Origin of the sequence: Microcoleus sp. LAD1_D3 (assembly GCF_036702135.1) — a bacterium.
GTDB lineage: Bacteria > Cyanobacteriota > Cyanobacteriia > Cyanobacteriales > Microcoleaceae > Microcoleus.
The window spans coordinates 66,983-92,183 of the sequence record NZ_JAUBSB010000017.1 but is presented as its reverse complement, the minus strand read 5'-3'; the positions used below and the strand labels follow the sequence as shown (position 1 = coordinate 92,183).

16 protein-coding genes and 1 tRNA gene are annotated in these 25,201 nt (G+C 44.1%); 6 read left to right on the top strand and 11 right to left on the bottom strand.

Features of this window, described 5'->3' with window-relative positions; all coding sequences use genetic code 11:
* Positions 1-121: 121 nt before the first annotated feature.
* Complete coding sequence (mutS, locus tag QUA74_RS12715; RefSeq protein ID WP_333329021.1) at positions 122-2,749, top strand: DNA mismatch repair protein MutS; 2,628 nt, start codon at positions 122-124, stop codon at positions 2,747-2,749.
* A 147-nt stretch (positions 2,750-2,896) separates the two neighbouring features.
* On the opposite strand, the gene QUA74_RS12710 is transcribed toward mutS, so the two are convergent.
* The 3 genes from QUA74_RS12710 to QUA74_RS12700 form a co-directional block, all read right to left on the bottom strand.
* A complete protein-coding gene (locus tag QUA74_RS12710) occupies positions 2,897-3,607 on the bottom strand; it encodes a hypothetical protein (protein ID WP_333329018.1) in 711 nt (236 codons plus the stop codon).
* 29 nt (positions 3,608-3,636) lie between these two features.
* The gene (locus QUA74_RS12705; protein ID WP_333329015.1) at positions 3,637-4,353 is read right to left on the bottom strand and encodes an actin-binding WH2 domain-containing protein; all 717 of its coding nucleotides are present in this window, start codon (positions 4,351-4,353) and stop codon (positions 3,637-3,639) included.
* Positions 4,354-5,100: 747 nt separating this feature from the next.
* A tRNA-Arg gene (locus QUA74_RS12700) sits at positions 5,101-5,173 on the bottom strand.
* A gap of 368 nt (positions 5,174-5,541) precedes the next feature.
* Here QUA74_RS12700 and QUA74_RS12695 point away from each other — a divergent pair.
* From QUA74_RS12695 to QUA74_RS12680, 4 genes are all read left to right on the top strand, one after another.
* A complete protein-coding gene (locus QUA74_RS12695; protein ID WP_333329013.1) occupies positions 5,542-8,412 on the top strand; it encodes a response regulator in 2,871 nt (956 codons plus the stop codon).
* On the top strand, positions 8,405-9,841 hold the full coding sequence (locus QUA74_RS12690; RefSeq protein ID WP_333329011.1) for a response regulator: 1,437 nt from the start codon (positions 8,405-8,407) through the stop codon (positions 9,839-9,841). The genes QUA74_RS12695 and QUA74_RS12690 overlap by 8 nt, the downstream gene beginning before the upstream one ends.
* 125 nt (positions 9,842-9,966) lie before the next feature.
* A complete protein-coding gene (locus tag QUA74_RS12685; protein ID WP_333329008.1) occupies positions 9,967-10,362 on the top strand; it encodes a response regulator in 396 nt (131 codons plus the stop codon).
* The gene (locus QUA74_RS12680) at positions 10,359-12,965 is read left to right on the top strand and encodes a PAS domain S-box protein (RefSeq protein WP_333329006.1); all 2,607 of its coding nucleotides are present in this window, start codon (positions 10,359-10,361) and stop codon (positions 12,963-12,965) included. Before QUA74_RS12685 ends, QUA74_RS12680 begins: the two co-directional genes overlap by 4 nt.
* 104 nt (positions 12,966-13,069) lie before the next feature.
* On the opposite strand, the gene QUA74_RS12675 is transcribed toward QUA74_RS12680, so the two are convergent.
* The 7 genes from QUA74_RS12675 to QUA74_RS12645 form a co-directional block, all read right to left on the bottom strand.
* The gene (locus QUA74_RS12675; RefSeq protein WP_333329003.1) at positions 13,070-14,158 is read right to left on the bottom strand and encodes a response regulator; all 1,089 of its coding nucleotides are present in this window, start codon (positions 14,156-14,158) and stop codon (positions 13,070-13,072) included.
* A 124-nt stretch (positions 14,159-14,282) separates the two neighbouring features.
* Complete coding sequence (locus QUA74_RS12670) at positions 14,283-15,785, bottom strand: ATP-binding protein (protein WP_333329001.1); 1,503 nt, start codon at positions 15,783-15,785, stop codon at positions 14,283-14,285.
* A 91-nt stretch (positions 15,786-15,876) separates the two neighbouring features.
* Positions 15,877-16,029 carry a hypothetical protein gene (locus QUA74_RS12665; RefSeq protein WP_333328997.1) on the bottom strand — a complete coding sequence of 51 codons (153 nt, stop codon included), beginning with the start codon at positions 16,027-16,029 and terminating at the stop codon, positions 15,877-15,879.
* 302 nt (positions 16,030-16,331) lie between these two features.
* A complete protein-coding gene (locus QUA74_RS12660; protein ID WP_333328994.1) occupies positions 16,332-16,778 on the bottom strand; it encodes a response regulator in 447 nt (148 codons plus the stop codon).
* Between the two features lie 48 nt (positions 16,779-16,826).
* Positions 16,827-19,622 carry a PAS domain-containing sensor histidine kinase gene (locus QUA74_RS12655; protein ID WP_445302145.1) on the bottom strand — a complete coding sequence of 932 codons (2,796 nt, stop codon included), beginning with the start codon at positions 19,620-19,622 and terminating at the stop codon, positions 16,827-16,829.
* Positions 19,623-20,299: 677 nt separating this feature from the next.
* Positions 20,300-22,315, bottom strand: coding sequence for a transketolase (gene tkt / locus QUA74_RS12650; protein ID WP_333328988.1), 2,016 nt, complete (start codon positions 22,313-22,315; stop codon positions 20,300-20,302).
* 163 nt (positions 22,316-22,478) lie between these two features.
* Positions 22,479-22,691 carry a hypothetical protein gene (locus tag QUA74_RS12645; protein ID WP_333328985.1) on the bottom strand — a complete coding sequence of 71 codons (213 nt, stop codon included), beginning with the start codon at positions 22,689-22,691 and terminating at the stop codon, positions 22,479-22,481.
* A 117-nt stretch (positions 22,692-22,808) separates the two neighbouring features.
* Here QUA74_RS12645 and lysS point away from each other — a divergent pair, with 117 nt between their 5' ends.
* Positions 22,809-24,362 (top strand): lysine--tRNA ligase, encoded by a 1,554-nt coding sequence (gene lysS / locus QUA74_RS12640; protein WP_333328981.1) that lies wholly within the window; start codon positions 22,809-22,811, stop codon positions 24,360-24,362.
* 144 nt (positions 24,363-24,506) lie between these two features.
* On the opposite strand, the gene QUA74_RS12635 is transcribed toward lysS, so the two are convergent.
* Positions 24,507-25,106, bottom strand: coding sequence for a TerD family protein (locus QUA74_RS12635; protein ID WP_333328978.1), 600 nt, complete (start codon positions 25,104-25,106; stop codon positions 24,507-24,509).
* Positions 25,107-25,201: the final 95 nt, after the last annotated feature.

Here is a 25,201-nt window from a genome sequence, read left to right as displayed (position 1 = left end):
TGTGGAGAATCACGCACCCTGCTTAAGGATGATTAATAGTCAAATATTGTATCATTAGTTATAACTAAAAGCCGAGCTTGCGGTAAAGTTGTTAAAGATTAAAATTTATCGATAGCCTTTTATGCCTTACACTGCATCTACCCCAACAGACCCCCATCAACCCAACATCCGCAATGCCGACCACCGCCTACTAGAATTCACCAAGCTAACGCCGATGATGCAGCGGTATGTGGAAGTGAAAGAACAGTATCCCCACGCACTTTTATTGTTTCGGGTAGGAGATTTCTTTGAGTGTTTTTTCCAAGATGCCGTTACGATTTCGCGGGAATTAGAACTTGTTTGTACTAGCAAAGAAAGCGGCAAGGAAATCGGCAGAGTGCCGATGACAGGAGTGCCGCACCACGCCCTCGATCGCTACACTTCAATGTTAGTAGAAAAAGGCTATGCTGTGGTCGTTTGCGACCAAGTAGAAGATGCCTCGATTGCTGCTAAAGAAGGCCGCCAAGTTAAGCGCGAAATTACCCGCATTCTGACTCCCGGAACTTTGACTGATGACGGAATGCTCAAACCCAGACAAAATAATTTTTTAGCAGCAGTAGTCATCGCTGGGGAACATTGGGGATTGGCTTATACAGATATTTCTACGGGAGAATTCGTCACTACCCAAGCAGACACTTTAGAACAATTAACCCTAGAATTACTGCGTTTGCAGCCTTCGGAAGTCTTGGTACCGACTAATGCGCCGGATTTGGTGACTATGTTGAGACCCGGAGAGAAATCCGAGTATTTACCCGATTGTTTCCCGAATTCGTTTTGCTATTCCTTGCGATCGCAAATTCCGTTTACTCTGTCTGAAGCAAAACAGAGAATCCTGCAAAAGTTCAAAGTGCGATCGCTCGAAGGCATGGGATGCGGCCACCTTTCCCTCGCAGTGCGCGCCGCCGGCGGTTTGCTGCAATATATCGAAGAAACTCAAAAGGAAAAAGCAGTTTCTTTGCAAAGATTGCACACTTACACTCTCACCGATTTTCTCATACTCGACTACCAAACCCGCCGCAATCTCGAAATTACTCAAACAGTGAGAGATGGGGTTTTTCACGGTTCGCTGCTGTGGGCTATAGACAAAACCAGCACTGCAATGGGAGGCCGCGCTTTGCGCCGCTGGGTGCTGCAACCTTTGCTCAACATTAAAGGCATTGGCGCCCGACACGACACGATTCAAGAATTAGTAGAAAATAACGCCCTGCGCCAAGATTTGCAGCAGTTGCTGCGCCAAATTTACGACATCGAAAGACTGACAGGCCGCGCCGGTTCGGGAACAGCTAGCGCGCGGGATTTGGTCGCTTTAGCTGATTCTCTGGGAAAACTGCCGGCATTAGCCTCGATCGCAGCCCAAGGGATATCGCCCTATTTGAAAGCGCTGCAAAATGTACCGCCAATTCTAGAAGAATTAGCAAATACAATTCACGCTCATTTAGTTGATGAACCGCCGATTCATTTAAAAGAAGGAGGTTTGATTCGTTCGGGAATCAATGCCATGCTAGATGAAATGCGCCACACTGCATCAGCAGACCAAGAATGGATTGCCAATTTAGAAGCAACTGAGAGAAAACGCACGGGAATTTCTAATTTAAAAGTTGGCTACAATAAAGCTTTCGGCTATTACATCAGCATTACCAAATCGAAAGTAGACCAAGTGCCGAACGACTACACCCGCAAGCAAACTCTTACCAATGAAGAACGTTATAGCACTGAAGAATTAAAAGAAAGGGAAGTGCGAATTCTGACAGCGCGGGAAGATTTAAATCAATTGGAATACGATATTTTTGCTAAAGTGCGATCGGAGGTAGGAGACCACGCCGAAATTATTCGCAACGTTTCCCGCGCTGTGGCGGCGGCGGATGTTTTGTGCGGTTTGGCAGAAATAGCAGTTTACCAAAATTACTGCCGCCCGACTATGACAGAAAGTCGGGAAATTAAAATTATTGAAGGTTGTCATCCTGTGGTGGAAAAGTCTTTGCCGCCGGGATTTTTTGTACCTAATTCGGCTTTTTTGGGTCGGGAAGAATCGCTAAACCGCCCAGATTTAATTATTTTAACCGGCCCGAATGCTAGTGGCAAGAGTTGTTATTTGCGGCAGGTGGGTTTGATCCAGTTAATGGCGCAGATGGGCAGTTTTGTGCCGGCGAAAGCTGCGAGTTTGGGAATTTGCGATCGCATTTTTACCCGCGTCGGCGCAGTAGATGATTTGGCAACCGGTCAGTCTACGTTTATGGTGGAAATGAACGAAACTGCAAATATTCTTAATCACGCGACACCGCAATCATTGGTGTTGTTAGATGAAATTGGCAGGGGAACGGCGACGTTTGACGGACTTTCGATTGCTTGGTCTGTAGCAGAATATTTAGCAAATGAGATTCGGGCGCGGACAATTTTTGCGACTCACTATCACGAATTAAATGAGTTAGCTTCTATTTTAGATAATGTCGCAAATTATCAAGTGACGGTGAAAGAATTGCCGGATCAAATCGTATTTTTGCACCAAGTTCAGCCGGGAGGTGCTGATAAATCTTACGGAATTGAAGCGGGCAGATTAGCTGGTTTGCCGCCGTCGGTGATTGACAGGGCGAGACAGGTAATGAAGCAGATTGAGAAACATAGCAAAATTGCGATCGGGCTGCGGAAAGGTGTTAAAAAAGATGGTAAAAAAGAGTCGGAGGGCGAACAGTTGGATATTTTTGATGATTGAAATTTCCGGTGGAAAAAAAATTGTAGTAACTTCTATATTGCACCATTTTCAATAAGCCTTTCAGGGGCGGGCAGGATGCCTGTTCTTGAGCATGGTGCAATATAGAAGTTACTATTTTTACTACAAACCAGGAACTCTCCAGCAACTCTAACGCCCATTTTGCAACTTTCTTACCTCTTTGTGCACGCTCATCCCAATTTCTAGCGCCTCATTTAGCAACCGCCCGTATTCAGTCGCCCGATCGCTCACATCCACCGCCATCAAAGCAGCCAAATTACTTTCAATATTAGCAAATAACTCGTAACGGCGACCGATAAAATCCTTATTTTCCCTGAGAATTTTCTCTGTTTTCAAAGCACAGACTAAACTTTCTCTAGTAATTTTTAATGCTTCAATTGCATCTCCTCGGTTAATTAAATGGGCTTGTAAATTGCCAGCAGCCGTTAGGCGATCGATAATATCTAAAGCCTGAATCACCTCATGATATTTCTCAACTTCATCCAGCAGACCCGCCAGAATTGCCAAAGGCTTTGCCTTAACCCATTTATAGACATTCCAAGCAACAGTAATCGCCAGCGACAAACCCAAAGTTATTTGTAAAACCCGGACAAATATCTCAGCATCGCTAAATGAACCAACATTATGTTGATTAGCAAGTAAAGCAACAGGCAGCGAAACAACTAACGTCAGGCAAAATATCAGCAACTCATTCAACAAAAGAGAAAACAGCTTTTTCCCGTCCCGTAATGCAGCAGGTCGGTAAAAATCTGCTGCAAAACCGTCGCTCAAAGCTATTCCGCTCAAATCCTCCAACTCCTTCTCAGAAATTTTTAACTGTTCCAAATCCGCTTGTATCACTCTTCAAAATCTCCTTAAATTGGGATTAATTACGATCCTCCCAGAGACATAATTGATTGCCACAGACTCATATAAAAATTGCTTTCTCGGTTTCGGAAGAGTTGAAAAGCCATTCCCGACGACCCAAAAAACGGTCTCAGCGTCCATCCCAACTGAGTGCCAACAAACGCATAGAGTCCCAACCAAAAGCGCAAAATATTTAGCCTGATGTCTTTGCCTTCCGTATCTTGTTCGGACAGAAAGTGCATTCCTTGATAAATGAAACTTACCCCCAAAAATCCTGTAATTGCCATAATAGCAACATTCAACACCAGAAAAAAATTGTAATTGGGACTGCTTAGAAGAAAAAACAGACTGACAGGTGCAAATCCAAACAGCAAAACGCTAATCATCGCCATCGCTGTCATCAACAATGTCAAATACTGCTCAAAAGTTCGTTTTGAACCAAACATGACATTAAAAAAGTACAGTGTGGGGAAGCAGATAATCAGCGTCAGCAAGTAAAGTGCTGGCAACTTAATTGCTGAAACCAGACATTGCATCCACGTACTAGAGGCACCTAATATCGCTCCGTAAATGCCAAAAAATACTGTACTAGAAATCAACAAACCGAAAATTTTAGATTTGAGCTTAACACCTTGGCGAATTTCTTCGAGAAACTGTTGCCGTTCCCGCAGCAAATACATTACTACTGAAAAATATTTCACGGGCCCTCCTTGTGACTGACGCAACTCCGAATCAGTCATAACTCAAGCTGAGTTCGATCCGCAAGCTTGTCAAATCAGGGCACTCTATGTTAATTAATTATTCTTGCAGATACAGGACTTACAGAAAACCTAATTGTGTAGGGTATTCTTCTGCCGCGCACCTTATTGCTATTGACCATCGGCTGGATATTTCTAGTCAAATTGTCTCCAAATTGTCTCCAAAAAGGTCATTTGATAGTCATTTCGTAGTCATTTGATAGTCACTTGATACTCACTTTGACCCCCGACTCACTCCTATTCTGGGCAATAAAAAACCTCAAAGCGTTGATTTCTCGTTGGTTTGAGGTTTTTATAGATAGAAGCCCGCAGCGGGAAGCGAACCCGCATAGTTAGCTGGGAATGCTAGCAAACTCTGGCTTATAATCCTTATGTAAACAAGGGTTTCCAGGTTTGGCTTTAGTGGGTGTCTGAGGAGTGTATCCAATTTGTATGTATCCAAAAGATGTATCGTGATGGTCTTGAGTTGGTAATAAGCGGTCACTAACCTGTCTTTATTTCCGCTGCTACAATGAACGCAAGCGATTCACCCAAGTGGATACCACGGTCGGCGGCTGACGGGGGGAGTAAGAGAATCGGTCATGGCAAGGGATGGAGTCAGAAGCCGCTGATAGCCCACGTCTCCCGGCCTCAATACTTGGAACAGATGGGAGCGAAATTTGAGCGGAAAATAGGACTATCGGTAATACAATTAACCTCAAACCCTTACTCCACAAAAGATATATAAAATGAGCACGGAGGGATTTGAACCCCCGACCCTCAGGACCGGAACCTGATGCTCTATCCACTGAGCTACGTGCCCTCGACTTTTCTGAGTATAACACGTCTTGGGGAAAATGGCGAGTGCCGATCGCAAATTTCCTCGCCGGCCTCCAAACCGCTTGAGCCATGAGGGTTAAACTCGCCCGCGCGATCGGGTATCATGCACTTCTGGCAGCCAGAAACTGCAAATTCTACCTAAATGTTCACAATAATACGACAATGGGGGAAATAATCAACTTTAATCTAGCCAAGATTAGGTTTACATTCGATCGGGGTCGAGCATCTACCACAGCTAAAATAGCCCGCATCAATTCCCTTTAGCTAATCGGCAGTAAATAAATGGTGCTGCTGTTAAGACCGGTTGTGTAAATACGGTTCTAGACTAAGTTCACCAAACCTCTCAATCTTATGGTTTATAAAATTTTAGACAAATTACCGCTGCGAACCGTTCTCATAGTTCCATTTGTATTGCAAATCGTTGGTGCCGTGGGACTGGTAGGATATCTGTCTTTTAGAAACGGACAAAAAGCAGTTAATAACCTTGCCAGTCAGTTAATGAGCGAGGTGAGTTTGCGTGTCGAGCAAAACCTGCAAGTTTACCTGACAACTCCCCATCAAATCAATCAAACCAAGCTGGATGCTGTCAATCTCGGCTTGTTAAAGATGGAAAACTTATCAGCTTGGGAGAAATATCTTTTGCGGCAAGTACAATTATATCCATATATCAATTTTACCTCCGTTGGCAACAATAAGGGAGATTATAGATCCGGTGAACAACTGTCTAACGGCTCCCGCACGATGAATGTGATAGAAACCTCTACTGGGTTAAATTTTAATTCTTACAATACGAACGAGCGAGGCGATCGCACTACATTTATCACCCTTGTCAAAAACTATGATAATCGGCAACATCCTGCGTACAAAAAAGCCGTAAAAATCGGAAAACCTACTTGGAGTTCGGTTTATGTTTCCTTGCTAGAGCCGACCTTAATTATCAGCGCTATCCAACCGGTATACAGCGAAAAAAATCAGCTAGAAGGAGTCTTATTTACTGCCTTGCGTCTCGACCATCTTGGGAGATTTCTCCACAGTCTCAAAGTTGGCAAATCAGGTCAAACATTTATTATAGATCGCCAGGGTACTTTGTTAGCAACTTCCACAACAGAAAAACCGTTTCGCACTAAAGGTAATGAAAGACAATTGTTTAAAGTAGAAGAAAGCAGCAACCCTTTGACTCGCTCGACAGCTAAATATTTGACTGCAAAGTTTAAAAAATTAGACCAAATTAAAAAATCCGAGTTATTGAGCTTTGAAATAGATGACAAGCGACAATTTTTAAAAGTCTTGCCGTTCCTAGACGGCAAAGGTTTAGACTGGCTGATTGTCGTAGTTGTTCCCGAAGCAGATTTCACCAAAGAAATCGATGCCAATACCCGCACAGCGGTTTTGCTTTGTTTCGCAGCTTTGGGAGTAGCTGTGGCGATCGGCATTCTGAGTTCTCAGTGGGTGACAAATCCTATTTTGAGCTTAAATACAGCAGCCAAAAATATTGCTAAAGGTGAATGGGACAAAACAGTAGAAAGCGAACGTTCTGACGAATTGGGGGAATTAGCTAAGTCATTTAACAGCATGGCTCAACAACTGCAACAATCTTTTGAAACTTTAGAACAGCGAGTGCAAGAGCGGACGGCAGAATTGGCTGTAGCTAAAGACAAAGCGGAGGTAGCGAATCAAGCTAAAAGCACCTTTCTTGCTAACATGAGCCACGAATTGCGATCGCCTCTCAATGCAATTCTCGGCTTTTCCCAACTGATGACTCGCAGCCAAACTCTATCCCCAGAACATCAAGAAAATATTAGCATAATTAGCAGCAGCGGAGAACACCTGCTTACCCTGATTAATAACGTACTCGATTTATCTAAAATTGAATCCGGGCGCACCACCCTCAATCCCAAAAAATTCGACCTCTATCGCCTGCTCAACGACTTGGAAGATATGTTTCAACTCAAAGCAGATGACAAGCACTTGCAGTTAGTTTTTGACCGCAGTCCCGATGTGCCGCAATACGTTGAAACGGACGAGTTAAAGTTGCGGCAAATTTTAATTAATTTGCTCAATAACTCTCTTAAATTTACCGATGAGGGCGGTGTATCGGTAAGAGTTAGCAAGCAGTTATTAGTAGGCAAAAATCAACAAGCAGAAGGGGAAACTTTTGAACGCTCGGAAGTATCCCAAAATACAGAAATTCCCGCCCATAATGGTGTTAAAATATCTCACGTCAGTCCGTCGAACAACCAGATTATGGGAACCCCAAATGACGATTCAGCTTCTACCTCTTCCTTCTTCCTTAATTGGGAAGTCGAAGATACTGGTCCAGGTATTGCTACCACTGAATTAGACGATCTTTTTGAACCTTTCGTGCAAACTAAGACAGGAAAAGATTCGCAAGAAGGTACAGGCTTGGGATTGCCGATAAGCCGCAAATTTGTGGAATTAATGGGCGGCAAAATGAGCGTCTGTTCTGCTGTGGGCAAGGGAACTACTTTTAAGTTTGACATTCAAGTTATTGCGGTCGATGCGGCTGATATTGAAAGCCAAAAACCGACCCGCAATGTTATTGCCCTGGAACCCAAGCAACACACCTATCGAATTTTGATAGTAGACGACAAACCGCTAAATCGCCAACTGCTAATTAAACTTCTCAATCCTCTGGGTTTTGAACTAAAAGAAGCTACTAACGGTCAAGAAGCTATTGAGATTTGGGACAGTTGGGAACCGCATTTAATTTGGATGGACATGAGAATGCCCGTGATGGACGGCTACGAAGCGACGCAATACATTAAAAGGACTCTTAAAGGTCAAGCTACTGCGATTATTGCGCTGACTGCGAGCGTTTTAGAGGAAGAAAGGGCAGTTATTTTGTCGGCGGGCTGCGATGCTTTTATGAGGAAGCCTTTTCGGGAAGCCGATATTTTTGATGCTATGCACAAACATATCGGAGTGCGCTATCTTTATGAAGATCCGGGTCAAACTAATTTATCGGCAATCACAGAGGCCGATCGCGCTATGAGTGCGGCTAATTTCGTAAAATTGCCTGATTCACTGGTAGCTGATTTAAAGCTAGCAATACTGAATGCAGATATAGATTTAATTGATACCTTGATAAAGCAAATTCGATTAAAGGATGCAGTAACGGCTGGTGCGATCGCAAATTGTATAGAAAATTTCGAGTACGACAAAATTTTAAAGTTAATATCTCAAGCAATATCACATGAATAACGACCTTCCTAGCACCGATCGCGGTAATATTTTAGTAGTTGACGACACCCCAGCTAATTTGCGGCTGCTAGCCGGAATTTTGAATAGCAAGGGCTATAAAGTGCGCCCGGTACCTAGCGGCGAGTTAGCGCTTTCGGCGGCAAAAGGTATGCCTCCTGATTTGATTTTGCTGGATATTATGATGCCCGAAATGAATGGATATGAAGTTTGCGAAAAAATCAAATCTGATGAACGAACTTGCGACATCCCGGTGATTTTTATTAGCGCGATTAATGACGTACTAGATAAAGTCAAGGCCTTTGCTGTGGGCGGGGTAGATTATATTACTAAGCCCTTTCAGGTGGAAGAGGTTCTAGTGAGGGTAGAAACCCATTTAGCAATATGCCAGTTGCGAAAAAAACTCCAACAGAAAAACAATCAACTTACAGTTACTTTAGACCAACTGCAAGCTACTCAGAATCAATTAGTGCAATCGGAAAAAATGGCGGCATTAGGGCAACTGATTGCGGGCATTGCTCACGAAATTAATACGCCGTTGGGCGCAATTCGATCGTCTATTGGAAATATTACCAGCTTTTTGGATAACAATCTCGAAAGTTTGCCAGTTTTTTTTAAAGAACTGTCAGCAGAACGCCAGCAGGATTTCTTACGTTTGATGTACAGTTCTAGTCAACAAAATTATTCTTTATCTACTCGAGAAAAACGGGTATTGAAAAAAGGCGTCAAGCAGCAATTAGAGTCGGAAAGCATTGAAAATGCTGAGAGCCTTGCTAGCATTTTAGTCAACATCGGATTGCAGGGAAGTTTGCAAGAATTCTTGCCGTTGCTCAAAGACCCGGACAGCGAAAATATTATAAAAACAGCCTACGACTTTGCTAGCATTCACCGAAGCGCCCGAACCATCGCTACCGCTACTGAACGCGCTGCCAAAGTCGTCTTTGCCCTGAAAAATTATGCGCGTTACGATGTAAATGGGGAAAAAATACAGGTGAATATTACCGATGGAATTGAAACTGTATTAACTCTTTATCAAAACCAAATTAAGCAGGGTGTGGAAGTTGTCAGAAACTATCAAGCTCAATTGCCTCCGGTACTATGTTATCCCGACGAACTCAATCAAGTTTGGACCAATTTAATTCACAATTCCTTACAAGCGATGGACAATCAAGGAACTTTAACAATTGAGGCGGTACAACAAGATACCAGCGTCTTGGTAAAAATTATTGACAGCGGTAAGGGGATTCAACCGGAGATTATTCGGAAAATTTTTGAGCCTTTTTTTACTACCAAACCTGCGGGAGAAGGCAGCGGGTTAGGATTGGATATTGTCAAAAAAATAATTGAAAAACATCAGGGTAAAATTGATGTGGAGTCGATGCCCGGTAAAACAGCATTTACCGTGTCTTTGCCGATTAATTTAACTGAGTAGGTAAAGCGCCGGAGACTGAAGTCTGGGGCTAAAATTTGCAGTCTACCCGCGCAGAATGTAGAATTTGGAAAACGGTGCGCTGCCCATGGGGGTTCACCCTGCCACACTAAAGAAGGAAACTAGCGATGTCTAAATCAGCAATTTTGTGTGTGGACGATGAAGTAGGAGTGTTGGAAAGTCTGGAAATTGAACTGCAACAGGCATTTAACGGTAAATATCTTTGCGAATTTGCTGAAAGTGCTGCCGAAGCCCTGGAAATTATTGAAGAGCTATGTGAAGCTGAGGTTAACATTTTAGTAATTGTCTCTGATTGGTTGATGCCCGGAATGAAAGGAGATGAGTTGCTGATTCAAATCCATCAAAAATATCCGCAAATTGTGACAGTGATGCTGACTGGCCAAGCAGACAAAGAAGCAATCGAACGCACAAAAACTCAAGCAAATCTTCATGCTTTCATAGAAAAACCTTGGCAAAATCAAGAATTAATTGAAGCGATTAAGTCTGGTCTAGCAAATTTATGAAAAAACCAGTCATTATTTGTGTCGATGATGAGCAGACTATACTCGATAGTCTGGAAATAGACCTGCTAAAAGCCTTTGAAGATAAATATTTAATTGAAACTGCCCAAAGTGGCCAAGAAGCTTTAGAGTTGCTGGCAGAACTTTTAGCAGAACAGTATGAAGTTCCTTTGGTTATTTCGGATCATATCATGCCTAATATGAAAGGAGACGAACTATTAAGGAGCGTTCATGCTATCTCGCCGAACTGTCTCAAGATCATGCTGACGGGGCAGGCAGATTTGGAGGCGGTAGCCAATGCTATTAACTATGCTAAATTGTACCGATATATACCTAAACCTTGGCAATGTGATGACTTAAAATTAACTGTTACTGAGGCAATATATAAATATTTTCAAGATAAACAATTAGCGGAAAAACAAAGAGAACTTCAGGAAATGAATCAGGAGTTGGTAAAATTAAACCGCAAGCAGGCAATGCTGATTGCCAAACTCCATGAAAACGAAAGTCGCTTGACCCAATATCTAGAAGCTATGCCATTGGGCGTATGTGTACTTGATGCCAACGGGCAATCTTTCTACGCTAACCAGAAGGCGCGGGATGTATTTGGCAAAGGCACTGTGCCGCATATTAATTCAGAGCAAAAAGCAGCAATTTATCAATTCTATAAAGCCGGGACTAATCAGAGATGCCCCGTGGAAGAATTGCCAATTATGCGGGCGCTTCGGGGCGAAAATGTGCGGACTGAGGGTGTAGAAATTCGTACAGCTAATAAGATTATTCCTGTAGAGAGTTGGGCAACTCCAATTTATGATTCTACAGGCGACATTTCCTATGCGATTATTGCTTTTAGTGACATAACTGAACGCAAGGAAGCTGAAGCGGCGCTAATTCAAGCTGAAGAGAAGTATCGCGGGATATTTGAAAATGCTCTAGAAGGTATTTTTCAGACGACGCCGGACGGACTATTTATCAGTGCGAATCCGGCTCTGGCGGAAATTTACGGCTACGATTCTGCGTCAGAATTGATAGAAAGTATTAATGATATTCAGCAGCAATTGTACGTGGAACCGAACCGCCGTCAAGAGTTTCTGGCGCTGCTGAAACAGCACGGTACTCTGTGTGAGTTTGAGTCTCAGGTTTACTGTCGAGATGGCAGCATTATCTGGATTTCGGAGTATGCGCGCACAGTTTATGATGCTAATGGTGAAGTGCTTTACTATCAGGGTTTTACTAAGGATATTAGTTTGCAAAGACAGGTGGAAGTGGAACGAATCAGGTTTACTAATGATTTAGAAAAAGCTTTGGCAGCCGAAGAAAAGTTAAATGAGGCACTGTCAGAAAACGAAAGCCGATTGACTCAATTCCTGGAAGCGATGCCAGTGGGAATATTTGTTGTCGATGGTAATGGTAAACCTTTTTACATGAATTCTTGGGGCGAAAGGATACTAGCCCAAGGTTTAATTTTTGATGGGGGTACTGACCAATTTCCTGAAGCTTATCATTTTTACGACGCTGGAACTAATCAATTGTATCCGAGGGATAGCCAACCGATTGTTCGGGCGTTGCGGGGAGAATTTGTGCGTATGGACGATCTAGAAATTCATGGGTCGGATCGGATTGTGCCGATCGAGGTTTGGGCGACTCCAATCTACGACGAACGGAAAAACATAGTTTACGCGATCGCTGCTTTTCAAGACATCACGGAACGTCTAGAGGTAGAAACCGAGCGCCGCCAATTCACAGACGAGTTACAAAAAGCTTTAGCAGCGGAAGAAAAATTAACAGATGCTTACGGGCGGTTTGTGCCGCACGAATTTCTCCACTTTCTGGGATATGAAAGTATTCTGGAAGTCAAATTAGGCGATCAGATACAGAAAGAAATGTCGGTGCTATTTTCAGATATCCGCGATTTCACTTCTTTTTCAGAAAGGATGAATCCCGAAGAAAATTTTCAATTTATTAATGGTTATTTGTCGCGAATGGAACCGGCAATTACTAATAATTTTGGTTTTATTGATAAATACATGGGCGATGCGATTATGGCGCTGTTTGATGGCAGTGCGGATGATGCTGTGAAAGCTGGAATTGCAATGCTAGAACAGCTTAATGAGTATAATATTAGTCGCACTCGACCCGATTGCCCGCCGCTGCAAATTGGCATTGGAATCAATACGGGTTCTTTGATGTTAGGCACGGTTGGCGGTCAAAGTCGGATGGACAGCACGGTGATTAGCGATGCGGTAAACTTAGCCTCCCGTGTGGAAAATTTGACAAAAGATTATGGAGTTTCGATGTTAATTACTCACCATACTTTTATACAGTTAAACGATATTTATGATTTGAGGTTAATCGATCGCGTAACAGTTAAAGGCAAATCGCGAATGGTAACAGTTTATGAAGTATTTGCGGCAGATCCGCCAGAGTTACGACAGAAAAAGTTAGAGACAAAGACAATCTTTGAGCAAGCTTTGGTACTCTACAATAGTGACAAGTGTGGCGAAGCTATAAGATTGTTTTCGGCCTGCTTGGAAATCAACCCTAATGATAAGGTAGCTCAAATTTATATGCAGCGGTGTCTGAAAGGAGCGATCGCTCCTGCATAATACCATTGGGGAGTTGACATTTGAGAATTGGCAACGACTTATTCCCTAAGGGTTTGGAGTGTGCCTACAGTTGCATTCTTTTTGGCAACTGGTATAATCATTGTTTAGACAGGCAGGGAAACGCAAACTATGGTTTCTTGCTGCGGCCAACTTTCTATTTTAAATTCTCCTCCGTGCAATTCTGCAAGGCGTTGAACAATGGCTAAGCCCAATCCCAAACCTGCTTGTTGGTAAAGTTTGCGATCGAACTGCCTGTAAGCTTCTAGCTGTGCAATCTGATCGGCAGTCATGCCGCGGCCTTGGTCTTTCACAGACAGAACAAAAGTCTGATTTTCGACGAAAGTGCTTAATAAAACCGGCGTTCCTTCTAATGAAAATTTGAAGGCATTGTCCAATAGTTCTTCAACAATTTTTGCGAGTCTGACAGAATCCATAGCTACCGACGCATCTTGCAAGTTTAATTGTAAATCGTCTGTTCTATTCCCGTGTTTTGCTTGCTGCAGCGCTTTTTGACTCAGCAAAGATTTTACACAGCTAAATTCGCTATTACGCATTTCCTTTAGCAGTTCGGGATTGGTGGCTGCTATCTCCAATTCTGCATACAGCAAAAAGTTCTGAATCAGCCGATACAAGCGATGACCGGAAGTTTGAATTTGACCGATCATCTCTAAGATATCTGATTCCTCTAAGACCTGATATTCTGACAGAATCAGCTCAGAAAAACCGAGAATTGCATTCAAAGGAGTCCGCAATTCGTGGGGGAGCGACATACTAATATTAGTGCGTAATTCGTCTAGCGTCTTTTGAGAGTGCCGACTAATTGTTTTTTGTTTTTCAAGTCGAATAGCAATCGCTTTTAGCAGTTCTTGCGGCGTACAAGGCTTAGTAATGTAATCGTCAGCTCCCAGTTCCATGCCCGTGCGAATGTCAACTTTATCGGCTTTGGCCGTGAGGAAAATAAACGGAATGGTGGCAGTCAAGGGTTCGGAGCGCAAAGCTTTGAGGACGCCGTGACCGTCTACTTCCGGCATCATCATGTCGCACAAAATTAAATCAGGGATTTGTTTGATCGCCAATTTGATGCCGACTTGGCCATTAATCGCCCCTATTCCTTCAAAATTCTCGGCTTCCAGCAACTCTAAAATATTCTCTCGAATCGCTTCTTCGTCTTCTATTACCAAAATCTTAGCCACGGTGATAGCTCCTTTTAGTTAGTAGTTTGTAGGAAAATTCTGGGTTCAGACACTTGATAAGTTTGTTTGTTAAGCGCTTAATTAATCGTTAAGTAGCGGATATGTATAGTTGAGAATTCAGTTGTTATTGATTGGGAGGGCAAATTAGAGGCAAGGTAATAGTGAAAGTTGTGCCTTTTCCTTCTTGACTGTCGAGCGCAAGTTGGCCACCGTGAAGTTCCACAGCCCTCTTCACAATTGCTAAACCGAGACCTGTTCCCGAAATAGTGCCGACATTTGGAGCTCGGTAAAAAGTTTCTAATATCCGCTCTCGATCGGCTTGGGGAATGCCGATGCCCTGGTCTTGAACTTGGAAAACAGCTTCTTTGTTTTGACAGTTGAGGTGCAAGGAAACTGTACTGCCCGCGGGGGAATATTTGATGGCATTTGAGAGGACATTTCCCAAGATTTGCTGCAGCAGCTTTTCATCCATTTGAGCCTCGCAGTTGCCGCCTTCATATTGAAAGGCGATCGGGTGTTGGTTGCTGTCGTTGAGCTGCTGCTCTTCTACCAGTTGACGGCAAAATTTTTCAAGGTTTAAGGAAACCGGTTGAAACTGCAAGGTATTGGCTTCGATTTTTCCAATTACGAGGATATCTTCTAATAACTCTGTCATGCGTTTAATTGCTAATTGAATCCGCACAAAATGAGTAGATTTTTTATCTTGGGCCCACTGAGAACTGTAATCTTGCAGCAATCCAGCGGAAAATTGGATGGTTGTCAAAGGTGTGCGGAACTCGTGGGAAACCATTGTGACAAATTTAGCTCGCAGTTCTGAAAGTTCCTTTTCTCGTGCGAGGGCTTTGAGAATTTCCGCTTCTGCTCGCTTACGATCGCTAATGTCACGGGCTTCGGCAATCAGGAGCAAAACTTGTCCTGTTTCATTTTTAACAGGTTTCAGTGAGAAATCAACTGTCACAATTTGGCAGCTTTTGCCTAACAAATCGATTTCGCTGCGGAAAAACTCGCCGCGACTTGCTTTGCCGATCGCGGATTGTAATTGTTCGGAAACCTGTAGCGACTGGGCCCAAATCGCCATTTCCCAAATCGGGCGGCCCACAATATCCTCCGATCGCAATCCGGCAAAATCGAGGGCTGTCTCGTTCACTTCCAGCACAATTCCTTCGGGCGTCAGCAGCTTGGTTAGCTGAAACGATGAGTCAAAAATCGCCCGAAAGCGGCGCTCGCTTTCCCGCAGCATTTGAAATGTTTGAGAACGTTCGATCGCGTAGCGGATCGTCCGCACTAATAATTGAGTAGTAATTTGACCTTTAACAATGTAATCTTGAGCTCCCAAGCGAACTGATTCGAGGGCGATCGCCTCATCATCCAAGCCCGTCATTACCACCATTGCCGTATCCGGCGCAACTTCTCGCAGGCGAGTTAGGGTTTCCAAACCGCAGCTGTCCGGCAAAGAAAGGTCGAGCAAAACTACATCAAAGGATTGTTTGCACAGTTGTGCGATCGCCTCATGCAAGAACTCAACAGACACCAATTCCCACTGGACTCCCACAGATACTTCTAACAGTTCTGCAAGTAAATCAGCATCAGCCGGATTGTCTTCTACTAACAGAATCTTAATCCACATAGCTTTGACATTTTTGACTGTAAAATTTTCACTCTACCAATCTTAGGTTAAACTTTTTTGCTTTCCCTTGCCATTTTCAACTTGAAAATTATTATTTGGGAACTGTCACCGCCACCAGCCACCAATCCTCAATCCATCTCACAGGCTTAGCGACTTGACTAAAATCGATAGGCTTAGTGATGTAGCACCGGGCTGACAGGGCATAAAACTTGATCATCTCTTCATCGGCTGCTGAGGTTGTCATAATTACCACCGGAATCATTTTTAACTTGAGTGCGGAGTTAATTTCGATCAATATTTCCCAACCGTTTTTTTAGGCAAAATCAAGCCGAGTTAAATCTGGACGGGAAAGCCAAAATACAAGCCTTTTTTATTTAATCAATTTATTGCTGATCCCCTATATTCTACTTTTGTACAAATTGTTTAAAATTTGCTTGTCGCCAGCTTTTCTAAATCCCAGTCCGCATCCCTGGGCGAATCATCCACCAGCCGAATGTCAATAAGTTGAAAAAATTTAGAGCATTCATAAGTAAAGTATCTGTTCGTTCAATTTAGAGGAAGTTGGACTACGACCAGCCAGAACTCCTCAATTAACCTGACTACTTTAGTGAATTGTACTAAGTCTACCGGCTTGGTTATGTAACAGTTTGCGTGGAGCGAGTAGGACTTAAAAATATCTTCTGGAGCTGCTGAGGTGCTGAGAATCACTACAGGAATTAATTTTAACTTAGGGTCGGTTTTAATTTCTTCTAGCACTTCAATACCGCTTTTTTTCGGCAGATGCAAATCGAGCAAAATCAAATCGGGACGGGGTACTCTGAGATAAGGTTCTTTGCGGCGCAAAAACTTGATTGCTTCGACTCCATCCTCCACAAAATGTAAGTTATTCACTATTTTACCCTGACCTAGGACTTCTCTTGCCAAATCGGCATCGCTGGGAGAATCCTCAATCAGCAGAATCTCTATGGGCCTAACAGTGCTTCGATCGCTCATAACCGGCGTATCCTTTAAAGTATAAAAACAAAATTGAACTTTGAGGCTTCAGCTACTAATTATAGGAATAGTGAAGTAAAAAGTCGCTCCTTTTCCCTCTTGAGATTCCACCCAGATGCGACCGCCATGGCGTTCAACAATGCGCTTGCACATCGCCAAACCTATGCCAGTACCAGAATATTCGCGGCGGGAGTGCAGGCGCCCAAAAATGATAAAAATGCGATCGGCATACTGCGGATCGATGCCAATGCCGTTATCGCGGACACTGAACACCCATTCGCTCTCTTCCCTGCGGGCAGCGATATGAATCAACGGGATATCTTGGCGACAAAATTTGATGCCGTTGCCGATCAAATTTTGGAATAATTGCACCAGTTGAGATTCATCCGCCATCACGCTTGGCATCGCGTCGCAGGTGATTACAGCTTTTGTTTCGGCGATCGCAATTTGCAAATTGCACATAGTTTGCTTAACCACAGCGTTGCAGTCGGCTTGCTCAAACTCCTGACCCCTCGTTCCCAGGCGCGAATACGCCAACAAATCGTTAATTAACTGCTGCATTCTGGTGGCGCCATCGACAATATAATTAATATACTTATCTGCGCGATCGTCCAAATTTCCTTGATAGCGCTGGGCAAGCAATTGAGTGTAACTGGTAACGGCTCGGAGCGGTTCTTGCAAATCGTGGGAAGCCACATAAGCAAATTGTTCTAATTCCTCATTGGAACGCTTCAAATCTTCTGTAAGTTGCAGCATTTGCTGCTCTGCTTCTTTGCGCTCTGTAATGTTGTAAACCAAGGCACAACAAGACAGCAAATTCCCCTGGGAGTCCCTGACTGGACTGGTAGACAGATCAGTCCAAATATCTTTGCCATCCTTGCTTTTGAATTTAAATTCGTGTTGTTCACCAATACCTTGCTTGCGCCGCTCGACATTATCAAGAGCTTTTTGTTTTTCCGATTCGTCCATGAAATCAAAAAGCGGCCGCCCGAACATTTCTAATTCACTATACCCGAGCATTCGCGCCATTGCGTGATTGACGTAAGTCGTGAGGGCATTGCTGTCAATTACCCAAATACCTTCTTCTGCTAATTCAACTATTTGCCTGTACTTGAATTCGCTTTCCTGCAAGGCTCTTTCCGTTAGTTTGCGCTCGGTGATATCTTTCATAAAACAGTGATGACCGTTAAATATCCCTTGTTCGTCCCAAGCTTTTACCATCGTTAATTGCTTGTAAAAAAACGAGCCATTTTTCCGAACGCCTCTAGCTTCAACTTCTACTTTGCCAGAAATTAGCATTTCCTGATAAGCTGAGAGCATCATCTCAACATCGCCCGGATGTACGGTGAGCTGCCACTCCATGCCAAGCATTTGTTTCGGTTCGTAACCGCATTTATGAGCGTAAGCTCGGTTAACATTCACGTAGCGCCCCTCAATATCCAGCCGCGAAATGCCTTCCACCGCATTTTGCATGGCATTAGTGAGGTCGCGCAGCTCTTTTTCAGCTTGTTTGCGATCGCTAATATCCTGACCTATACCCAAAAAACCGTTAATATTTCCGTTGCTGTCAAATAAGGCAGTCACCGACAGCAGTACCGGAAACCGCGAACCATCTTTGCGAATGTAAGTCCATTCATTTTCGTCAGCGATTTCCCGGCACGGCAAGGCAAAAAATATTTCAATTCCCGCCTCTATTTTCACTCCCAATTCTTGAGAAAGAACTTCAGCTCTTTTAACTATTTCCAGAGGATCGTGAATTATTGCTAGCGTGACTTTTTCCACCACTTCTTCTCGCGAGTAACCTAAAAGTTGCTCTGCCGCCCGATTAAATGTTTTAATTGTACCGTCGGTATCTGTAGAAATAATTGTGTAGTTAGCGCTATTAAGAATTGCCTTTTGCAACTGCGTCAATTCCAACAAAGTGAGAGCAATTTTTTCGCGGTAGGCTATTTCTTTTTGCAATTTGTGGTTAGAACTTTCCATTTGAGCCGTGCGCTCAGCAACTCGATGCTCCAGAGTTTCATTGAGCCGTCGATTTTCATCTTCTACCTGCTTGCGTTCTGTAATATCAGTAATAGTACAGACATAACTTTCCACCTCCCCATTCTCTCCGATTTGACCGACAGATTGACCGAATACCCAACTGATTTGAGTGTGATTAATGCCTTGAAATCGGTACTCTGATTTAAAGGGCAATTTCTCCTGCGCGGCGCTATACCATTGAGCAAAAACCCGATCGCGGTCGTCTGGATGAATGCCTTGCAACCACCCTTTGCCCAAAGCTTCATCACAGGTAATTCCCGAAATTTGACACCAGCGCTCGTTGACATACAAGCAGTCTCCTCCAGCATCTGCATAAAATATTCCCACCGGCGAAGCTTCAGTTAAAGTTTGATAGCGAGCTTCTGTTTCTCGGCGTTCAAGGATTTCTTTTTGCAGTATTAGATCTATCATCCCTAATTGAGTTGGGCTGAGGAGAGTTAATGCTTGAGGAAGTAAAGGAATTAATGCAAAAGCGCTGTAAGCAGAAATCGCGGCGGTCATAACTTTCAGACAGCCAGAAACCCAATAAACAGGATGCCAAAGCGTCCAAACTTCCATTATATGAGTAGTGCCGCAGGAGATAATAAAGGCTGCAAACAGCCAAAAGATATTGCGAAAGGGCAAGTCTTTTCGCTGAAAAATAAAATAAATTAGCGATAGGGGTATTGAATAGTAAGCCAGGGCAATCATAGAGTCTGATACTATGTGGAGCGCGAGTAGCTCTGGCTGCCAAAGGTAACAGTGGGCCTGAGGAAGATAATGCCCGGTGAATAACAGGTGATTTAAAAAGTTCCAAATCATAAACGGAATGGGAAATGGGGAAGGAGTAATTTAACGCAATAACTTATAACTTATCTTAACTCTCTGAAATATATAGTTCTGGATGCACGGGAGGCTAAAAACCCGGTTTCTTCATAAAGGCCTCATTGCCAAACCGAATATTGTTCTAGAAACTGGTTTTTCTTCCGTAAGTCTTAATATAGCAATTCTCAATGATTCGCAAGTTGTAGCGAGCTCTAGGTTGGGTATAACTCATATGTTGCACCATTCTCAATAATCCTTTTATGAACAGGCTTTCCGGCCAGTTCCACAAGAGATGAATTTTCTTGTGGAACTGGCATCTTCCCTGTTGCTGACAATGGTGCAAGATGTGAGGTATGACGAAGTGAAACCCTATAAGCTGAGGCGCATCTAAATTTGGCAATCAAATTCGAGCAAATTCTTGTGGGGAGTAGGGGTTGGGCGTCCCGCCCGCCCAAAAATACAATTTAGATGCGTAGCAGCTTATGCCGATTTAAGATTTTAGGATTTTAGCTTTTCCTTCCTTCTTCCTTATCTTCTAAATAACTAAAGCCTTCTTCCATCCATCCGTTACATCTGTTACATCGGAAGAAAGCGAATCCGTTGCCGAACTTCCTTCTGCTATAAAAAATGGGGCGAGCCCGAAGCCCGCCCCACCAAAAATTATGCTGCTGCTATTAACCCAACAGCGCCTGAGCCTTAGCTACCACATTATCAACGGTGTAGCCAAACTTTTCTAAAGCAACGGGGCCCGGTGCAGAAGCGCCGAATCTGTCAATACTGAGGCTATCACCTTCAGAACCCAAATAACGTCCCCAGCCGAAGCTAGAACCTGCTTCAACGGCCAACCGTTTAGTAACAGCTTTCGGCAGTACAGATTCGCGGTAAGCGGCATCTTGTAAGTCGAACAATTCCCAGCAAGGCATGGAAACTACGCGCACTTTATTGCCTGCAGCGCGCAATTTTTCAGCGGCATCAACGCAGAGGTATGTTTCGCCACCGGTGCCGATTAAAATGATGTCGGGAGTGCCGCCGTCGTCGGACAAAATGTAAGCGCCTTTGGCCGTTCCTTCGATCGAACTTCCAGCCAAGTTGGGCAGATTTTGGCGCGACAGAGCCATTAAAGTTGGGCGGGTGCGGCTTTCAACTGCCACTTTGTAAGCGCCGGATGTTTCATTACCATCCGCAGGGCGCATTACCAACAAATCGGGAATTACTCGCAGAGAAGCGATGGTTTCCACCGGTTGGTGAGTCGGGCCGTCTTCGCCCAAGGCTACGGAGTCGTGAGTCATTACGTAAATAACTCCAGCTTCCGATAGTGCAGAGAGGCGAATTGCTCCCCGCATATAGTCAGCAAATACCAAGAAAGTAGCACAGTAAGGAATCAAACCGCCGTGCAGTACCATACCGTTGGCGATCGCACCCATGCCGTGTTCCCGCACACCAAACCGCAGGTTACGTCCTTCGTACTGACCTTGTTGGAAGTCTTTTTCACCCTTGAGCAAAGTCATGTTAGAAGATGCCAAGTCAGCGGAACCGCCGATCAGTTCAGGTAACACACTTGCCAAAGCATTCAAACATTTTCCCGAATGATTCCGAGTCGAATCGGCCTTATCTTCTGCCTTGTATGTCGGCAAAACTTTATCCCAACCTTCGGGAAGTTTGCCGGCAACTGTGCGCTCGTATTCTGCAGCTTCTGCAGGATATGCTGCTTTATAAGCATCAAAAGCTTTCTGCCATTCTTGCTCAGATTGAGCGCCACGTTCGACTGCTTTGCGGAAGTGTGACAAAGCATCATCAGGAATCTCAAACGGTGCGTGTTCCCACTTCAAGAAATCACGAGTTGCTTGCACTTCATCGCTACCCAAAGCAGCGCCGTGAGCACTGTAGGAATTGCGCTTGTTGGGAGAACCGTAACCAATGATGGTACGGACTTTAATCATGGACGGTTTGTCCGTGACTTTTTTGGCTTCTTCAATAGCTTTGTGAACTGCTTCTAGGTTAGTATCTTCGTCTAGAGCGGTATTGTCTACTGTAATGACGTGCCAATTGTAAGCTTCAAAACGCTTGCCCACATCTTCAGTAAAGGCCAAGCTGGTGTCGCCTTCAATAGAAATGTGATTGTCATCGTACAAGGCAATTAATTTGCCGAGTCCGAGGTGTCCGGCCAAAGAACAAGCTTCGCCAGAAACGCCTTCCATGTGGCAGCCGTCACCCATGATGACATAGGTGTAGTGGTCAACAATTTTGTGGTCGGGCTTGTTAAACTTAGCAGCGAGGTGAGCTTCTGCCATTGCCAAACCAACGGCATTAGCAATTCCTTGTCCCAGGGGGCCAGTGGTAACTTCTACGCCTTCTGTCATGAAGTTTTCGGGGTGTCCGGGGGTTTTGGACTCCCACTGGCGAAATTGCTTGATGTCGTCGAGGGTGACGCTATCGTAGCCGGTCAAGTACATGAGGGCGTACTGTAGCATACAGCCGTGGCCGGCTGAGAGGACGAAGCGATCGCGATTAAACCACTTGGGGTTTTTGGGGTTGAACCGCATGAACCGATCCCACAGCACGAAGGCCATAGGGGCAGCGCCCATCGGCAGTCCTGGATGGCCTGATTTTGCTTTTTCTACCGCATCGATGGCGAGAAAGCGGATAGAGTTGATGCAGAGTTCTTCGAGTGATTGGGTTGCAACAGCCATAATTCTGGTTTTTATATGTAAGAGAGAGAGTGTGTGGTCGATTCTGACAGAGGTGCGATGAGCCGAGTTCGATCGACGACTATCGTCTCTACTGTTCAGTTTCGATGGAACTGCCGTGAGGCTGCACTACATATCATCTCACCTGTTGCGATCGACAGACAACTTAATTTTTTAATGTTTCGGTCGCTTTGTGCAGTCGATCGTAAATTGTTATCGGAGATATTTCTGGGGCGAGTGCGGGTCTGTGCGATCGGGCTACGAGAGGGTGTAACTTATTATTTGGCAAATTGGCTCTCAAAGCAGCCCTATTATGATAGAGTTTGGTGTTTCTGACATCTTGCAGCTTTGTCACGAACAGCCAAGATGCCTGTTCCACAAAGAGTGAATTTTCTTGTGGGGAGTAGGGGTTGGGTTCTTCTAGCCCACCCGTTCACACGATCGCCAGAATAGTGCAAGATGTCAGATATTTGTAATTTTAATCAGGCAATAACTAATGACTCTCAGTGAAGCCGAAGTCCGCAGTCAAAAAGTAGACGAACTGCGATCGCAAGGCATAGAACCATATCCCAGTGAATCCTACGCGCGATCGCACACATCCCAACAAGTTCGCGAAATATTTAGTCAGCCGGGAAAAGAACTCGCAAACGGAGAAAGTGACCCCGAAGAAATTCCCCTGCGATTAGCCGGCCGCATCACTTCCAAGCGAGACAGCGGCAAAATTGGTTTCATCGATTTAAAAGACGCCACAGACAAAATTCAACTCAAAATCGAGAAAGCAATCGTCACCGGCGAAGTCGGTTTGAGCTTTGAACAAATTAAAAAATTGCTCGATGTCGGCGATTTTGTCGGCGTCGAAGGTATCGGCTGTCGCACCCCCAGGGGAGAACTTTCTATTTTAGTGCGGGAATTAAAGCTTTTATCAAAAGCTACCATTCAATTTCCCGATGCTTATTACGGAATTAACGACCCCGAAGTTTGCCGCCGTCACCGCGAAATGGATTTGGCAAGCAACCAAGATGCGCTCAACCGTTTTATGCTTCGCAGCCGCATCGTTCAAAGCATCCGTTCCTATCTGTGGCAAGCCAATTTTTACGAAATAGAAACGCCAACACTGCAAGCTATTTACGGCGGTGCTGCTGCTAAACCCTTCATCACTCACCACAATGCTTTAGAGGTAGATTTGTATTTGCGAGTGGCTCCAGAACTGTTCTTAAAAAGAGCAATTTGCGGCGGCTTCGAGCGAGTTTTTGAACTAGGGAAAGCATTTAGAAATGAGGGCATTGATAGCACCCACAATCCCGAGTTTACCTCTTTAGAAGTTTACCAAGCTTATGCTGATGTTTTCGACATTTTAGGAGTTGTCGAAGACGTGATGTGTTTCGCAGCAGCGGCTGTATTTGGAGATGTCAAGGAAATTGAAAATCAGGGGGAAACAATTAGTTTAGAACGCAAGTTCGACTACAGCGAAAAATATCCCGGTTTCAACGGCAAACACTGGCAAGTGAAAACGATGGTAGAAGCTGTCAGAGACGAATTTGGGCTGGATTTTGACAGTTTGGACTTGGAAAGTGCGATCGCCTCTGCAACCAAACTAGAATTGCACCTGTCTAAGCTAGAACAACAGAGTTTAGGCTACGTGCTGTATGCAGTTTTTGACAAATTAGTTGTTCCCAAACTAATTCAACCTACATTCATCATCGACTATCCTGTCGAAGTCAGTCCCTTAGCAAAAGGACATCGCAGCAAGCCGGGATTTGTAGAACGTTTCGAGCTATTTATCAACGGTACAGAATACTCGAACGGCTTCTCAGAATTGAACGATCCGAAAGAGCAAAGAAAGCGCTTTGAGGAACAGTTGGCGCAGAAAAATGCCGGCGATGACGAAGCGCATCCAATGGATGAAGACTTTATTCAAGCGCTATCTTTGGGAATGCCTAACTGTGCCGGAATGGGTATCGGCGTAGACAGATTGGTGATGCTTTTAACTAATACTCAAAGCATCCGCGATGCGGTGATGTTCCCGACAATGCGGCCGATTAAAGATTGATTGGAGTAGCTTTTTTTCAGATGTCTAATAAGTAAATGGGGATTTTTTAACCGCAGATATCAGCGGATTAACACAGATAAACGCAGATGGAATTTCATCTGCGTTTATCTGCGTTTATCGGCGGTTAAAAAAACATCTTTAATATCACCGCATAAACGAACCGACAACACCGTTCATATCCTCAGCCAAAGGATTTCCCAAAGCCTTAAACTTCCACTCGCCGCCTTCTCGATAAACTTCTCCCATCAACATATTTAATTTTCCTTCATAAGAAGGGTCATTTGACAAGCGATAGCGAGCTATTTCTTTCCCGGCGGCATCTACCGCCCTCACGAAAGCATTTTGTACCAGGCCGAAATGCTGTTTTCTTTCTTTTCCATCGTAAATATTTACGCCCAGAATAATTTTGTGATATTGTGCTGGCAAAGAGCTCAGTTTCACCACTATTTGTTCGTCGTCTCCGTCTCCAGCCCCCGTGAGATTGTCGCCTGAGTGAACAACTGTTTTGTCATTTGACTCCAAATGAGAGTAATAAATTACATCCTCTTTGTAGTTCTTTATTTTGCCATTTTCTCCCAGCAGCAGAGCGTAGGAATCTAAGTCAAAATTGGCACCGCTGCTTCGGCCGAAAAGACCTTTTTTAGCTTGTGCTACATCCCAGCCCAAAGCCATTGTTAATCGGGATAAGTCGTATTCGCTTTTGCTGAGAACGATCGATTGTCCTTTTGTCAAGTTGATAGCCATAGTTTTGTGACTCCCTAAAGTGTATGAGAACTTAAGTAAATTGGAAGATATCAGTTGTTCAACCAGTTGTTTTATTTAACTGGATGAACTCTACT